At 70.2% G+C, this 16,294-nt stretch carries 10 protein-coding genes; all 10 read right to left on the bottom strand.

Annotation, left to right across the window (positions count from 1 at the left end):
- Positions 1-117: 117 nt before the first annotated feature.
- Genes LC041_RS14655 through LC041_RS14610 form a run of 10 tightly spaced genes read right to left on the bottom strand, consistent with a single transcriptional unit; the run spans position 118 to position 16,289 of the window.
- Positions 118-4,617: an FtsK/SpoIIIE domain-containing protein gene (locus LC041_RS14655; RefSeq protein ID WP_226533830.1), complete on the bottom strand. Its 4,500-nt coding sequence runs from the start codon at positions 4,615-4,617 to the stop codon at positions 118-120.
- A 43-nt stretch (positions 4,618-4,660) separates the two neighbouring features.
- Positions 4,661-6,001: an RDD family protein gene (locus tag LC041_RS14650; protein WP_226533829.1), complete on the bottom strand. Its 1,341-nt coding sequence runs from the start codon at positions 5,999-6,001 to the stop codon at positions 4,661-4,663.
- The gene (locus LC041_RS14645; RefSeq protein ID WP_374197678.1) at positions 5,998-6,708 is read right to left on the bottom strand and encodes a hypothetical protein; all 711 of its coding nucleotides are present in this window, start codon (positions 6,706-6,708) and stop codon (positions 5,998-6,000) included. The genes LC041_RS14650 and LC041_RS14645 overlap by 4 nt, the downstream gene beginning before the upstream one ends.
- 14 nt (positions 6,709-6,722) lie before the next feature.
- Positions 6,723-8,351: a serine/threonine-protein kinase gene (locus LC041_RS14640; RefSeq protein WP_226533827.1), complete on the bottom strand. Its 1,629-nt coding sequence runs from the start codon at positions 8,349-8,351 to the stop codon at positions 6,723-6,725.
- Complete coding sequence (locus tag LC041_RS14635; RefSeq protein ID WP_226533826.1) at positions 8,348-9,571, bottom strand: FHA domain-containing protein; 1,224 nt, start codon at positions 9,569-9,571, stop codon at positions 8,348-8,350. Before LC041_RS14635 ends, LC041_RS14640 begins: the two co-directional genes overlap by 4 nt.
- A complete protein-coding gene (locus LC041_RS14630; protein ID WP_226533825.1) occupies positions 9,571-10,386 on the bottom strand; it encodes a PP2C family protein-serine/threonine phosphatase in 816 nt (271 codons plus the stop codon). The genes LC041_RS14635 and LC041_RS14630 overlap by 1 nt, the downstream gene beginning before the upstream one ends.
- On the bottom strand, positions 10,383-11,666 hold the full coding sequence (locus LC041_RS14625; RefSeq protein WP_226533824.1) for an RDD family protein: 1,284 nt from the start codon (positions 11,664-11,666) through the stop codon (positions 10,383-10,385). The genes LC041_RS14630 and LC041_RS14625 overlap by 4 nt, the downstream gene beginning before the upstream one ends.
- Positions 11,663-14,059 carry a transglutaminase family protein gene (locus tag LC041_RS14620; protein ID WP_226533823.1) on the bottom strand — a complete coding sequence of 799 codons (2,397 nt, stop codon included), beginning with the start codon at positions 14,057-14,059 and terminating at the stop codon, positions 11,663-11,665. The genes LC041_RS14625 and LC041_RS14620 overlap by 4 nt, the downstream gene beginning before the upstream one ends.
- A complete protein-coding gene (locus LC041_RS14615) occupies positions 14,056-15,318 on the bottom strand; it encodes a DUF58 domain-containing protein (RefSeq protein WP_226533822.1) in 1,263 nt (420 codons plus the stop codon). Before LC041_RS14615 ends, LC041_RS14620 begins: the two co-directional genes overlap by 4 nt.
- The gene (locus tag LC041_RS14610) at positions 15,318-16,289 is read right to left on the bottom strand and encodes an AAA family ATPase (RefSeq protein ID WP_226533821.1); all 972 of its coding nucleotides are present in this window, start codon (positions 16,287-16,289) and stop codon (positions 15,318-15,320) included. The genes LC041_RS14615 and LC041_RS14610 overlap by 1 nt, the downstream gene beginning before the upstream one ends.
- Between the last annotated feature and the right edge of the window lie 5 nt (positions 16,290-16,294).

The raw sequence follows: 16,294 nt of genomic DNA, 5'->3' as shown, positions 1-16,294 counted from the left end.
AATCGGCCATCGCCCACACCTCCGCAAATCAAAGAACCGGACCCCTCCGGCCCGAACACCACCACCCTACGGGCCCACCACCAACACCGTCGATGGGCACAACTCCCCATCCACCGCCTACTCCTCGACCAACGGCATCTGCACCGTCACCTGTCGCCCCGCCTGCACGAAGATGCCTCGCCCTTCGGGGAAGTCGGTGCGCTTGACCTTCGGGAACGGCACCTTGAAAACCGCGTCGCCGTCGAAGGAATCGGGCTTGAGGATGATGCCCTTGCGCCCGGCCTTGAAGTCGCCGATGAACCCGAAGCCGCTCGTGACCTGGGTGACATCAGCATCGCCGATGAGCAGGTGGTCGCTGCGGTTGATCGCCTGGAAGAGCGCCTTCATCTCGCGTTCGGCGGGGCTGTCGGCGAACTGGGGCACGTCTTCGACCACGATGAGCACCCGCGTCGGAAGCGAGTCGTCGGCGATCAGCTCGGCGATCTCCTTGGCGAGCTCCTTCGCGTCCTCCGGCGTCACGGCACTGCGCGTCCAGCTCGCGTACTCCTTGAGCTGAGCACGACGGCCACCGAAGTGGAACAGCACGGTCGCCGGGTCGAACCGCCGCATCGAGGTGATGAGCGACTTGAGGGCGTTGGTCTTGCCCGACGACGGCGGGCCCGCCACGACGAACGTGCCGACCGGGTCGAAGTCGCGCGCGGCCAGGGTGTCCTCCGCGATGCCGAGCGCCGGGAACTCGCCCAGGCGATCGGGCAGGTCGCGCACCGACAGGCTCGTGGGCAGTGCACCGATCTCGGGCACCTCGCGTGCCCCGGCGGCACGCAGTCTTTCCGCGAGGCCTTCGAGGAGTTTGGTCTGCTCGGCCACGTTCGGAGTTCCGCCGAGCGTCGCGATCTGCGTCTCCCTGCCGTCGATGATGGCGCGCCCCGGGGCCGACCGCTCATCCAGCACGTCCTTGGGTGCGTTGAGCATCGCGTATCCGGACTCGTCTGCGAGGCGAAGGACCACACGCCGCGACACGTTCGCGCTGACCGCTGTCGGAACAGAGCCCGAACGATCGGCGCTCGCGACGACGTGCACCCCGAGCGGGCGCCCCTCACCCAGGATGCGCATGAAGATCTGATAGAACGGCATCCGCGCGGTGGTCGACTCCCACTCCCCTCGGAACTGCGGGAAGCCGTCGATGAGCAAGACGATGCGCGCCTCGTCCTTGCCGGTGAGTTCCCGGTACTCCGTGAGGCTGGAGGCGTTGGCGGCGCTGAAACGCTTGCCGCGATCGTCGAGCACCGCCGCCAGCGAGCGCAGAACGCGCTGCACGCGCTCGGAGTCGTCGCCCGCGATGATCGAACCGACGTGCGGCAGCATCTCCAGGCTCTTGAGCGAACCGGAGCCGAAGTCGAGCCCGTACACCTCGACGTTCGAGTGGGCGGGATCGAAGCCCGCGGAGATCGCGATCGTGCGCAGCACCGTCGACTTGCCCGAGCCGCTCGTCCCATAGACGAGCAGCGAGCCGTCCTTGTCGGGGTGGAAGTACGCCGGCTCCTGGAGCTGCCGTTCCGGGACGTCCATCTTGCCGAGGAGCACCTGCCCGTCGCCGAGCACGGGAAGGTCGCGCAGGTCGACGGCCCCCTCGAGATCGTCGAGCCAGGGGCGTCGGGGCGCGGGGATACGGGCCTCGCGCGCCGCACTCACGAGCGTCGCCACGATGCGTTTCTGGTCGTTGGGGCCGAGATCCTCGTCGTGCGAGTCGGACTCCGGCGCCTGTTCGGCCTCCCAGGTCTGGATCGACCCGAAGCGGAGCTCGGCGACCTTGACCTCGGCGACCTGGGCCTCGTCCGTGGTCCACCCCCCGGCGTACGCCGACTGGAAGGGCACCAACCGACCCGGACCGGTCTTCGCGATGCCGCGTCCCGGCAACGAGGGCGGGAAGGTCGCCGCCACCGGGTCGTCGACGACGTCCTTCGAGTCGGATTCGTCGGCCATGCGCAGCGCGACGCGCAGGTTCGTGTTCGCCCGCAGGTTGTCTTTGATGACACCGGCCGGACGCTGCGTCGCCATGATGAGGTGGATGCCGAGGGAGCGTCCGCGCTGGGCGATGTCGACCACGCCGTCGACGAACTCCGGCACCTCTCCGGCGAGCGCCGCGAACTCGTCGATCACGAGCACCAGCGCGGGCGGGGTCTCGGGGTCGCGTCGCTTCTCGAGCTCGAGGAGGTCTTTCGCCTTCTTGCGGTTGAAGAGGTGCTCACGATGGTGCAGCTCGGCCCGCAGGCTCGTGAGTGCGCGGCGCACGAGGTGCGGGCTCAGGTCGGTGACCAGGCCGACGGTGTGCGGAAGGTCGACGCAGTCCGCGAACGCGGAGCCGCCCTTGTAGTCGACGAACAGGAAGGTGACCCGGTCGGGGCTGTGGGCCGCGGCCATCCCGAGCACCCACGCCTGCAGGAACTCGCTCTTGCCCGCACCGGTCGTCCCGCCGACCAGCGCGTGCGGACCCTGGGACCGCAGGTCGAGGGTCATCGCATCCGTCTGGGACTGCCCGATGATGGCGCGCAGGTTCCCCGCCTTCTTGAGCCGCGACTGCGGAGCGCCGGAACGGTCGATGATGGTGTTGTTCTGCCGCCAGCGATCGATCACCGCGCTGGCATCCTCTGCGACCTCGGTGCCCACGAGCGACAGGAAGCTGACCGAGTTCGGGATGTCGGATGAGTCCTCGATCACGGTGCTGGAGTCGACGACCGGAGCGAGGCGCTTGGCGAACATGGTCATGTAGGCGTGCGAGACGCCCTCGACCTGCACGCCGCGATAGTCGACGCCGCTGCGGACGGTGCCGACCACGCCATCGGAGAGCCCCGCGCTCACATCGACGAACGTGCGGCACGCAGCGGGCAGCGCCTCGACGACCGGGGCGACGAACAGGGCGTAGACACCGACGTCGGCGCCGCGTTCCAGGATCTGGGTCAGGCGGGCCCGATCGACGGGGGCGTCGTTCGTGATGATCACCAGGATCGCTGTCTGGCCAGGGAACGTGGCCTCCTCGGATGCGCGCTTGACGTCAGTGCCGTAGCGCATCGGATCCCAGTCGGCTCCGTACGGGGGCCGCGCCGACTTCGACTCCCGCGAGCGCCGCAGCACGATCTCCTCGAGACCGCTGAGCAGCGCTGTGCCGGTCGAGGCGGAATCCGCGAGCGGCATCTCCTTGAACGGATTCCGCTCGCTGGAGGTATGCGGCAGCCATTTGAGCCAGTCGAGCTCGTTGGCCCAGCCGGGCTCGGTCAGCGCGACCGTGACCAGCTCGTTCGGCGAATGCGTGCCGAAGAGCTGGACCGCGATCCCGCGCAGCGCATCGCTGGCCAGGGACGTCGGACCCGCGACGCCGATGGAGCCGACGCTCTGGAGCGATTCCAGGATGGGGACGTCGTCGATCATCCGGTACCGCTCCTCGAGACGATCGACGCGTTCCACGTACTCGACGAGCGCCTCCGGGGTCTCGGTGCGCTTGATGCGCGTGCGTGCCTCGGTCTCGCACACTCCGAGACGCATCGCGAGGAAGTTCCAGTGCTCCGGTCGCCTGGTCCACAGCAACGGCCCGAGACGCATGGCCTCGTCGAACACGACGGCGACAGCGGGAACCTCGCTCTGCCGCACCTCGCGCTCCTTCGGACGCGAGTGGTACAGCGTCTCCTCCAGCCGCTCGAACTGCTCCTCGAACGACTCCGCCTCCTTGCGCAGCCGCTGACCGATGTTGGTCTTCTGCGAAATGAAGTTGCCGAACATCATCATCGGCGATGCCGCCGCGATGAGCAGCGATGCCGGCCGCTGCGTGATGCTGAACATCGTCACGGCCAGCAGGATCGGCGCGACGAGCATGGGCCAGGGGAACAGCCGCGACGGCTGATCGCGCGGATACCGGGGCTCATCGAGCTCCTGCCCCGTGTACCGCTCCTCGACGCGGGGGCTGCGGTTGAACATGAGCGCTCCCCCGCGCTCGAGCACCGGGTCGCCCGTGGCGGACCCGTCGAAGTCGCTCACCAGGTGCACGACGAACTCGCAGTCTCCGAGCACGAAGCTCTGCCCCGGGATCACCCGGAGGCGCTGCACGAGCCCGCCGTCGACGAGGATGCCGTTCGCCGAGTTCAGGTCGACCAGCTCGACGAACGTGGCGGCGACCTCGATCCTGGCGTGCCGCTTCGAGACGAGCGGATCGGCGATCGTGACATCGTTCGCGGCGTCGCGCCCGATCAGGAAGTGACCGATCGGCAGCGGGAACTCCTGCCCGATCGCCGGGCCGGAGACCACGCGGAGCACGGCCGCCGGACGCGCGCCCACGGTCCCTGCGGCAGCGCGGTTGGGACCGACGTTGACCACCTCGGCGAGGAAGCCGGAGCCGATCGGGGCATCGCCGACGAGCAGGTCGGGATTGAGCATCGTGAGCTGTTCGCTGGTCGGCGGGGCGACCGAGAGCGTGAGCACGTCGGTCGGGGTCGCGACGATGCTGCGCGCCGGGTCGGTCGTGGCGATCTGGCGCGCGACGTCGGCGATGGTCGCCGTCGAATCCGCCATCACGACGACGTCGGTCAGGGGTGCTGCGGGTCGACGCAGGGTCAGCTTGACTCTCATCGCTCGTCCTCACCGCGCCGTGGGCGCATCTCACTTCTCCGGGTCATACCCACTCCACCCGCAGGGACCGATCGCCGAAGCGCACCGTGTCCCCCGTCCGCAGCTCGGCCGGGTGCCCGGCGACCAGCGCGGTCTCGGCGCCGCCTCGGACGATCGCGCTGCCGTTGGTGGACGCGCGATCGACGATGAACACGCCCCGCCGCGCCGGCATCACCGCGATGTGCGTCTTCGACACCGAACGCGTGTCGTCGACGACCGGGACCAGAAGCGCTTCGCCCTCGCCTGCTGCCGCACTCGGCGACCTCCCGAACAGGGTCGTGCCGCGCACCTCGACCCGCTCACCGTTGTCGACCACGAGGATCGCCCGCACCCCGGCGGGAACGGCCGGAGCGTCGGTGGGAACGGGTGCCGGCGGCTCGGACGGCGCTGCGGGGGCAGGAGCGGACGGTGCTGCGGGGGCAGGAGCGGACGGCGCAGGTGACACCGCGGGTGCAGATGACGCCGCGAGGGCGGGTACTGCGGGCGGCGCGAACGACGGCGGGGGCGGCGTGCCGGTGGCCAGGGAGGGCGGTGTCGACGAGACGAGCGAACCAGGGGCCGGAGCGTCCGGTCGCTCAGGAGCAGGCCCCGCGGCAGACCGGTGCGCACCGATGACGCCGCCGGAGAGACGCGCGCTCGGGACGTACTCGGCCGGTGCATCGCGGTGCACCGGGGTGGCGAGAGACGGGAGGGGCGCCTTCTCCTGATGCTCGGGCGTCTTCACACGCTTGCGTGCGATGCGCATCCGCTTCTGGTCATAGGGATTCAGGCCGCCGCGCACATCCACGAACCAGGTCGCGGCAGCGAGGTCGAGCCATCCGCGTCCTCGCCGCTCGATGTCGAAGAGCGGGGAGAGCATGATCACCAGCACCGGCCCGATGAGCGGAACGAGGAACGAGGCGCACGCGACGAGGTAGCGCACGACCGCGCCACGCCAGAAGCCGGGACGCTCGAGAGTGCGGACGTTCACGGAGCGGATGCCGCAGATCGCCTTGCCGAGCGTCACGCCCTTGCGCCCGTGCAGGACGAGCTGCACGACGACGTAGGCGATCATGAGCCCCTGGGACACCGCAGCGGCCACGATGAGCCACACCAAGTCTCCCCGCGCGAAGAACTCCTCGGCGTCGAACCGTCCCGACACCGCCTGTGCGAGCACGGGGGTCAGCGCCAGCACGGCCGGCAGCGCGATGACGACCGCCACGCTCCACTCGATCAGGGCCGCGAGCACACGCGCACCTCGTCCGGCGGGGCGCAGTCCGAGAGACTCGGCGTACGCGGGGTCCGGGCGGCCGTGCGCATCGAGTCCTTCGACCTCGGGCGCGCGGTCGTCGATCTCCCAGATCACTCCTGCTCTCCCTCGACGTCGTCGATGGAATGCTCCGTGTCGAGCAACGGCAGGTCGCTCTTGCCCACCAGGCGCGAGGCGATCACGTGCTCGACCAGGCGTGCGCGTCGATTGGTCGCGAAGCTGCGCTGCCCTCCGCGCATGCCGGGGACGCCGATGCGGTCGAACTTGTCGCAGACGTTGTCGAGCTTGCGGTTGAACCGGGTGACCGTCCATCCGAGCCGCTCCGCCGCCTTCGCCGAGGTCGGGATCTCGCTCATCCCCGTGCCGTCCCTGCGCAGCTGAGGTTCGGCGAGCGCCAGGATGAGCAGCTTCTGGCTGAGCGTCAGCGGCACGTCGCCGATCGTGGAGGCACCGCCGTCATCGTGCTCCCGCCTGGTCGCGCGAAACGTCGGCTCCGCGGCGTGCAAGGTGAGCTCGTAGGTGGTCGGCCCCGCGCTGAAGACGATCGTCGTCTTCTCGAAGACGAGCGGGAGCCGCGCCCCCGGCGCGAGCCAGGCCTGCACGCCACCCGCCGAGTCGGTCACCGTCGCTGTGAGCCGGGTGCCGACGTTCGACAGCCACCACAGCCCGTCGGAGTCGGTGATCTCCAGGAAGTGCCGGTGCAGGAACAGATTGTCGTCGAGCTCGAGGTCGCCTTCGCGCCCCACGATGAATCGACCACCGCGCCGCACGCGGAAGTACTCCCCCGCGAACTCGACGGTCACCCCACCCGCACTCGTCACTCCACACACCCCCGTACGGTTTCGGACGCGCGACCGTCATCGCGCCGCAGCATCACGTCGATGCAGACGGTGCCCGCAGCCGCGGGGACCGTCGCGGTCGCCTCCGGCGTCTGGTGCGGGTCCACTTCTCCCGACACGGCGACGGGCGTCCAGATGAACGAGTCGCCCTCGAGCGGACTCGGATTGGTCCAGGTGAACACGATCCGATCACCCTCGCGCGTGCCGGCGATCTCCGTGACCTTCGGCACGACGTCCGTGCCGACGTCCTTCGGCTCGACAGCCTGCTCGGTCTCCTGCGCCTCGGGGGTGATGCCCGCCACCAGGAGGTTCATCCCTACGATCGCACCGGCCACCAGCACGACGGCGACGGCGGCGAGCACGATCCACAGGCCCTTGCGGCTTCGTCGAGCCGGGGGCTGTTCCGGAGCCGCAGCAGGAGCAGCCGTCACGGTCGGAGGCTGCGGCGCTTCCTCCGGGGCGACCACCATCGGTGCTCGAGCGATGGTGCGGTCGTCGGCGGAGGGGGCGAGCGGAGTCGCAGGCGTCGGGACCGGTGAGCGCAGCTGGGTCTGCTCGACGAGAGAATCGTCGGGCGCTGGTGCGTCGAACCTCGGGACGCCCGACAAGGGAGCCGGCGGCTCCTTCCGCTGCGTCTGTGCCGACGGGCGCGTGAACGACGCCAGTTCGGGGTCGATGCTGACGATCTCGCGCACCCGGGTCAGGCCGTCGCCGTCGTCCTCGAGGTCTTCCGCCGGCGGGTGGTCATCGACGATGTCGATCGGGGTCACCGAGTGGGAGAGCTCGATCTGCACCTTCTGCAGCGCCCGGGCGAAAGCCACCGCGCTCGGGAACCGGTCGGCGGGGTTCTTCGCCATCGACCGCTCGAGGAGCCTCTGCAAGCTCTCCGGCGAGTCAGGCCTCCGCAGCGACGGGAGCGCGGCGCGTTCGATGCGCTCGATCAGATCGGCGCTGGAGTTGCGTTCCCCGGTCCGCTCGAACGGTGAGCGGCCCGCCAGCAGCGTGTAGAGCGTGGCCCCGAGCGCCCAGACGTCGGTGCGCGGACCACTCTGCGGAGGCTCCGCGAACGACTCCGGCGGAGACCAGGGAATCGACATACCGGAGGCCTCGCCCGTGGCTCCTGTCGTCGACGCGATGCCGAAGTCTGTGAGGGCGGGCCTGTTGTACTCGGTGACGAGGATGTTGGCCGGCTTGATGTCGCGGTGCAGCACGCCCGCCCGGTGAGCGGTCTCGACGGCTCCGGCCACCTGGATGCCGACGCGCAGCGCCTCGGCGACCGAGAACGGCTCTTTGCGGGAGCGAATCTGGAGATTCGGCCGTGGGCAGTACTCCATCACCAGGTAGGGGCGCCCGTCGCCGGCGACACCCGCCTGGTAGATCGTGACGATGGCCGGATGCGTCGACAGCATCGCCATCACGTTGGCCTCGTCGGCGAACTCCTGTGCCGCGCCGCTGGAGATGCGATCCGCGACGAGCACCTTCACCGCGACACGGCGACGCGGCATCTCCTGCTCGTACAGGAAGACGTCGGCGAAACCGCCGGTGCCCAGCGGCTCCACATAGGTGAAGCCGGGCAGATCGGGCGGTGGTGAGGGGCGACGCGTCACGGCAGCTCCTCGAACGCGACGGTCACGCCGTCACCGAGGTCCACGACATCGCCGGACAGCACGAGCGTCTGCTCCCCGGGGTGCAGACGCACCGGGTCGGCGCCGGGACGGAGCAACGTGGATCCGTTCGTGGTGTGCAGGTCGATGACCACGACGGTGTCGCCTTCCGGCCGCACTTCGAGGTGACTGCGCGAGATGTCCTGCTGCGGGCTCTCGACGGCGATCAGATGCGGGAGGTTCGCACCGCTCGCACGGGTCGATCGGGGGCGTCGCCCGATGATGATCGTGCGGTCGAGAGCGGCCACCTGCCCCGTGGAGAGACGCACACGACCCGCCGAAGCGGTGGACGGCTCCGGGGCCACCTCGAGCACGGCCGTCGCGACGTCATCGGCGACCGGAGGTTGCTGGCGGAGCGCACGCAGGTCGGCCGCGGACACGGTCGCCCCGTCGTGGTCGCCTTCGACGGGGGCAGGGGCCGGCGCCGCGGCGGCCCCACCGACCGAATGCACGGTCGCTCCCCAGAGCTGATCGAAGTCGTCGTCGACGGGCGGCGCGAGCGTCACCTCGGTCGGCGGCAGGAACGCGTCCTGGATGACCGGTGCAGGAGCCGGCGCGGGCTCGGGTTCGGGCACGGATTCGACGGGCTCGGGCTCGACGGGTTCGGGTTCGGGCTCGACGGGTTCGGGAGCTGCGGCCACCGGCACCTCCGCCTGTACGGCCGCAGCGGTCCCGGCCAGCACGGGGGCCGGTCCGAGCGCGGCGGTGAGCGGATCGGCATCGCTCGGCTCGAGTTCGGCGCTCACCGCAGCCGCCCGCACGATCCCGCTCTGCACGGGGAGTCCGTCGGCCTCGGTCGTCGTCTCGACCGTGATGTCGACCTTCGTCGCGCCGCCGAGGAAGCGCTCGTTCCAGGTGGTGACCTCCGCGCCGGAGAGTTCCAGTGATTCGGTCGCAGTGGTCACGTGCGCCGAGACCTCACCACGGAGGGCGATGCGCACGTCTCCGTGCTCGGCGACCGCGGCGACGAATGACGGCAACGAGGTGAAGGACGTACCTGCCTGGGTCGTCAGGAGATCGACGACCGTCGCGAGCGTCTTCGCCTCCGGCAGCCGCTCCCAGAGCCGGGCGACGACATCGCCGGGGACATCGGGCGGAAGCGCGACGAGCGCGCCGGGGATGACGATCAGGTACCACTGTCCCGGTCGGTAGATGGTCTGCATCAGCGAACCCCTCCTGCTGTGGCTTCTCGTGGACGTGTGTCTGCGTCGAGGTCGTCGTCGGTGGCCGTCAGCGTTCCCGGCCGCGAAGCCACCGAGACCGCATCCACGACGATGACGGTGATGTTGTCTCTGCCCCCGGCGCTCACGGCATCGGCCGTCAACGTGTCGGCCGCCTTCTGCGGATCGGATTCCGAGGCCAGTACCTCACGGATGCGGCTGTCGGGCACCTCGGAGGTCAGACCGTCCGAGCACACGAGCATGCGATCGCCGAGCTCTGCGGGGAACATCCAATAGTCGGCGTCGCCCGTGCTGCTGGCACCGATCGCCCTGGTGATGATGTTCCGTCGGCGGTCGGAGAGGGCGTCCTCGACGGAGAGCTCACCGGACTCGATCAGCTCCTGCACCACCGAGTGATCGACGCTGATCTGCTCCAGCTCGCCGTCGGCGAGACGATAGGTCCGGGAGTCGCCGATGTTCACCGCGAGCCAGTAGCCCATACCGTCGACCGAGGCGATGACGACACCGCTGAGGGTCGTCCCGGCGCGACCGTTGCCCGAGGTCGACAGATCCTCCACGCTCGTCCGCGAGACGGAGAGGGCGTGCCGGACGTCATCGAGCGCGAGCGCGGGACGGCCGATGTAGCGAGCGAACTCGGCGATGACGGCGGCGCTCGCGCGCTCACCGGCCTCATGCCCGCCCATCCCGTCGGCGACCAGGAACACCGGGGCCGAAGCCAGATGCGCGTCTTCGTTCAGCGCGCGCCGGAGCCCCGGGTGCGTCGCCGAGCCGGTGGAGACGATCAGTCCCGGCCTCATGCGTATCCGCCGATGGTCACGATGCGGTCACCGATCTCGATCGCGTCACCCAGGCGCACCGGTACCCGCTGTCCGGCCGGGCACGCGATGCGCTGGCCGTCGCGGACGATGGTCATTCCGTTGGTCGAGTGCCGGTCACGCACCCACCCGCCGGACGTCTCGGCGGCGGCCTCGAAATGCGTCTTGGAGAGCGACAGCGTCTCGTCACGCACGGGCACGAGTGTCGCCCCCTCCTCGGGCGCGGGGTTGCGGCCGAAGATGGTGCGCCGCGACACGGAGACCCGTGTGCCGTCATCCCAGGTGAAGACCAGACGATGGCCGGGGACGCTGATCCGCGTCTCCTCCAGATCATCGTCCTGCTCGGCCACCTCCGGCGCCACCGGGGAAGCGTCCACCGGAAGCGGCGGGGCGGGCGGCGCGGCGACCGGCGCAGGAGGGACAGGCGGGGCGGGCGGCGCCGCGGGAGCCGCAGGGTGCGGCTGGACGGTCTCGTCGAGTTCGGGCCCCGGCTGGGGTTCGGGCTGGGCGAGGGGCTCCGACCTCGACGGCGCATCCTGGGTGATACCCGGGACGAAGGCGATGAGGGATCCGCTCTCGACCGCCGGCGCAGCGGGCGCAGCCGGGCGCGGGGGGAGGGACGAGGACGCCGGCGCAGACACCGGATCGGAGGCGGTCGGAGCCGTCGGAGCAGTCGGAGCCGTCGGAGCAGTCGGAGCCGGAACGGCCTGAGGGAGCCCGGGGATCGCGGGAGGGGTCATCGGCGTCGCGAGGCCCGGCGCGGGAGCGGACGATGCGGAGGCTGCCTCGGGCGCGGGCCCCAGGCCCCCTGCCGTTCGGGCATCCAGGATCAGGGAGCCTGCGACCTTGTCGTGCCACCCCTGGAACCGCCCCGATCCGTCGAAGAGCGGAGTGAAGTACCCCACCACGATCGCGGCGGTGAGACCGAACACGATGTTGCGAAGCAGCGCGCGCCCGAAGCCGAGCGGGCCTGCGTTCGCCGCCGCGACGAGCCGCACCCCCTGGGCGCGCATGCCGATCGAGCCGGCTCCCGCCTGCATCACCGTGTAGACCACGAACCAGCCGAGCAGCACGAGGCCCACCACCGGACCGCCGACGAGGAGGACACCGAGCATCCCTTCGACGCTTCCGGTGAGCGACGCGGCGACCAGGAGTCCCCCGCCGAGCACGATCGCGAGTCCCCCCGCGATCAGGGCATCGATGACATAGGCGACCGCGCGACGGGAGAGGGGCGCGATCTGATCGAGCGCAGGCTGCGTCATGGGGTCTCACTCTCGGAGGACGGGGGCGTCGTGCTGCTCTTGATGGTGCCAGGTTCGCGGCGCACGCGCGCGGTCGCGGCTTCCTTGAGGTTCTGCAGGCCGTTCGAGATCGCGGTGCCGCCGACCAGCGAGCGAACGCTCAGGCGCGCCTTCACCCGCTTCCAGAAGCCGGCGTCCTTCCCGAGCCCACCGACGATGCCGTCGACCTCGTGCCAGAAGGCCTCCACATCCTGGGGGCTCGGCTCGGTGGGCCCGAACACCTCGGCGTCGGCGCGCTCGGCCAGCGCGGTGACCCGCGGCACCGTCAATGCGGCGGCGACCGCCTCGGCCTCTTCGGTCCGGGTTCCGCCGGGAGTCAGCCGCGCGCCGTAGTCGATCGCGCGATCGGTCAGCTCGTCCCACCCGCCGCTGATGCGGTCGGCGGTGCGAGCCGCGGCGCGACGGGCACGACGCTTCGCCGCCTTCCAGGCGCCGATCACGATGAAGGGCGACGCGAGCAGCGCGATCACCGCCAGCGAGATGCCGCCGATCACGAGGATCGCACCGATGATGCCCGCGAGGTTCAGGCTCTCATCCTCGGACTCGCGGTCGTCGGGAAGCGTCGGCGGCAGATCGACGGGCTCCTGTGGCGGGGGCGGCGGCTGCAGAACCTGCGGCTTCGGGTCGACGCGCGGCTTGGTGTTCTGGTCGTTCGGCACCTGGTCCTCGGGTGGCGTCGGGTTGAAGGTCACCCACCCGACACCCTCGAAGTTCACCTCGACCCATGCGTGCACGTTGTCGCCCGTGGCGGCGAAGACCGCCTCTCCTGCCTGCTCGTCCTCGGGGTAGTACCCCATGACGACGCGCGCCGGGATGTCCAGCTGGCCGGCGAGCAACGCCATCGCCACGGCGTACTGCTCGTCGTCGCCGATCATCTGGTCGGCACCGACCAGCGTCGAGATGCGCTCGGCCGTGTGGCCCGCGCGGGACAGCACTTCTCCCTCGAGCCCGTGGCTGAAGAAGCCGCCTTCGGCGAGGAAGTTCTCCAGCGCCCGCACCTGTTCGATCGGTGTCTCCGCACCCGAGACGGTCTCCGCGGCAAGGGAGGTGAGCTCTTCCGGAACGTTGCTCGGCGTCGGCAGCGCCACTTTGCCGAACGGCACTTCGGCGAGCTGTTCGTCGTCGGGGGCGGCGGGCAGGACCGCATCGACGATGTACTCATCGCCCTCAGCGAGCTTCGGGGTCGCCACCGCGGTACCGGTCACGGTGTTGACATAGGTGCCGCGACGCAGGTCTTCGGCGCGCGCGCCCTCGAACCGGATCTCGGACAGTTCGCCTGCGGTAGGCATCCAGACGCCGCGATAGCCGTCGATCGCGAACTTCAGCGTGACCGGGACGCCCTCGGCATCGGGGGTCATGTTCGAGCGCAGCGGCGCGAACGCGCTCGACGACGTGGGGCCGCCGTCCGTGACGTTGTAGACCATGCCGTCGAACTGATCCATGACGGCCGTGCGGACGCGTGCGCCCTTGGGGAGCCCCTGCACCGTGAAGAGGGTGTCCGAGGCTTCGTCGCGCACGTTCTTGCGGAACGCCTGAAGCGGGCTCGGGTAGTCGCGGATGTCGAACGGAGGGATGATCACGTCGCGGAACACCTGCCGCGGCTGCGCGGGGGTCGCGACGGCGCTCACGGCGACGCCGGTGCCTGCGGCGATGGCCAGCACGGCGACTCCCGCCAGTAGCCGTCGGGTGCGCATCTGCGTCGCACGCGAAGGGTCGACCTCGCTGACCGAGACGGCCATGTTCTGCGGTGCCCACAACTGCCGGAGCGCGAGCCACGACATGCTCACCACGGCGAACACGAGTCCCTGCACCAGGGGGAAGGCAGGCTCCGGGGTGCCGAGCGCGATGACGAGCATGAGCAGCACACCGGCGGGGAGCAACGCCCAGGCGACCTGCGGCAATCGGAGCGCGAGAGACGCGGTCAGCGTGGTGACGACGAGCGCCAGCAGGAACGGGACCACGAGGTGTCCGTCGACCGCAGCCACCGGAGCGACGGTGGTGAGCATCTGCTTCCAGGCGGTCACTGTTCCCACCGCGAGCTTCTGCAGCGTCTCGATCGTCGGGATGAATCCGAGGATGGAGGTCTGCGGCAGCGCGAGGGCCCCGCCGAAGACGAAGTAGGCGGCGACCGTGAGTCCGGCCGTGATCAGGATGCCCCAGCGCCGCCAGGTCGCGACCGCCGCGATCGCGAGGCCGATCAGGATGCCCCCGACGGCGGCCGGGAGGAAAGACGGACCGGCGAAGGTCGGCCAGAAACCGATCAGCGCGGTCACCACGAGGAGCGCGGTCGCGCCCAGGTCGAGGATCCAGCGGCGCACGGCGAGACCGCCGGGGCCGGTGTCGGGCACGGTCATGCGAGCACCTTCTGCAGAGCGATCGGAATCTGTTCGAGCGCGCCGACGGTGACCACGTCGGCGTCGCCGATCCGTCGAAGCGCCGGGGCCGTCACACTGGTGTCCGCGACGACGGCCAGCACCTTCGCGCCGAAAGGCAGCCGCGAGCACGCGAGGCGCAGATCGTCGGAGCGCACCCGCGACCCGCACACGAGCACCACCACGCTGGCCAACGGCATCGTGACCGACACGATTCCGGCGAGATCGGCGATGCCACCTTCCCGCGGCTTGCTGCTCTCGACGGCTGAGAGGGAGTCCAGGAGCTGCTTGCCGGTGCCTGCGGGCAGCTCGCGCCCCTGCACGCGCACGTCGACACGCTGCGAGTCGCGGAGCGCGCGGAGGCCGATCGAGCCCGCCGCCGAGATGCCGAGTTCGAAGTCCTCGGCGGTGGCGTAGTCGCCCAGCGAGCGCGAGAGACCGATCACGAAGTGCGAACGCCGGGTCTCCTCGTACTGACGGACCATCATCGTGCCGGTGCGGGCGGTCGACCGCCAGTGCACATGACGCAGATCGTCGCCCGGCTGATACTCCAGCAGCGCGTGGAATGAGACGTCGTCGCGCGAGAGATCCGTGGCCGGGAGTCCTTCCAGGTCGCGCAGGTAGCCGAGGGACTGGCCGTCGAACAGCACAGTGCGCGGGTGCACGAACAGGTCCACCGGGTCGTCCCGGCGGTGCGCTCGTTCGAAGAGACCGAGCGGATCTCCGCGCACGACGCTCACGGGGCCGACCTTGACGACACCGCGCTTCTGGGTCGGGATGGCGAAGAGCTCCTCCGCCTCCTCCCCGGGGGCGAGGCGCTGGATCCCGAACTCACCACGTCCGGCTCCCACCGGGAGCACCACGCGCGACGGGAGGATCGCCCTGCTGCCGCGGTTGGCCAGGGTGAGGGCACCGACCGCGCGCTCCCCCACCACCACGCGGGTGCGGGCGAGGTCGAGCGAGACGTCGTAGGCGGTGCGGCCGATGAGGAACATCGCACACAGCGTCACGGCGATCGCGATCACGACGGCTGCGACGGTGAACTCCGCCCAGCCGGCGATCTGTCCGAGTACCCAGAACACGACGGCGAGGGCCATCAGGACCCAGGCGAGCGGCCGGATCGCAGCGGTGACTTTCCGGAGGCGCGTCAATGCGCGCGCACCGAGGACGGCCGCGATGTCACGCCATCCGGCGTCGCGTTCCGTCTGCGGCGTCGACGCCTGAAGGGCCTCCGCGGTCATCAGGCCGCCGCTCGTGCTTGGGGAGCGGCGACGCCGTCGAGCACGCGGGCGATCACGGTGTCACTGCTCGTGCCGGCGAACTCCGCCTCGGCATCCAGCAGCAGACGGTGCTGCCACACGGGCCGCGCGAGCGCCTTGATGTCGTCGGGGAGCACGAAGTGACGGCCCTGGGCCGCGGCCCACACCTTGGCGATGCGCACCATCGCGATCGCGCCGCGCACCGAGACCCCGAGCCGGATCGCGTCGTCCTCACGAGTCGCCTCCGCGAGCTCGGCCACATAGCGGAGCACGGCGGGCTCCACGTGCACGGTGGCGGCGAGGTCGGCCATGTCGGCGACGGCGCTGGTCGTGATGATCGCGGAGAGGCCGGCAGAGGGGTTGCGGTCGGAGGCTCCTGCGAGGATGCTCTCGGTCACCGAGAGGTCGGGGTAGCCGATCGAGGTCTTGATCAGGAAGCGGTCGAGCTGTGCTTCGGGAAGCTTGTAGGTTCCCGCCTGCTCGATGGGGTTCTGCGTGGCGATCACGAGGAACGGTCGCCCCGTCTCGTGCGTGACGCCGTCGACCGTGACGCGCGACTCCTCCATGACCTCGAGGAGCGCCGACTGGGTCTTCGGCGAGGCGCGGTTGATCTCGTCGGCCAGCACGATCGACGCGAAGATCGGGCCCTTGTGGAACTCGAACCGATGCGATTGCTGGTCGTAGATCGTCACACCCGTGACGTCGGAGGGCAGCAGGTCCGGCGTGAACTGGATGCGCGTGCTGGTGCCCTGCACGGTCGCGGCGAGGGCTTTCGCGAGGCTGGTCTTTCCGGTGCCGGGCGCGTCTTCGAGGAGCACATGCCCCTCGGCCAGCATCGACGCCAGCACGAGGCCGACGATCTCCTGCTTGCCCTGCACGGCCTTGTCGACGTTCGCGACGAGGCGCTGGAAGGTGCCCTGGAACCAGGCGGCCTGCTCAGGAGTCATTGTCATGGGAG

The organism is Microbacterium paraoxydans (assembly GCF_020524545.1).
Lineage (GTDB): Bacteria > Actinomycetota > Actinomycetes > Actinomycetales > Microbacteriaceae > Microbacterium > Microbacterium paraoxydans_C.
This window is presented reverse-complemented; position numbering and strand designations above follow the sequence as displayed.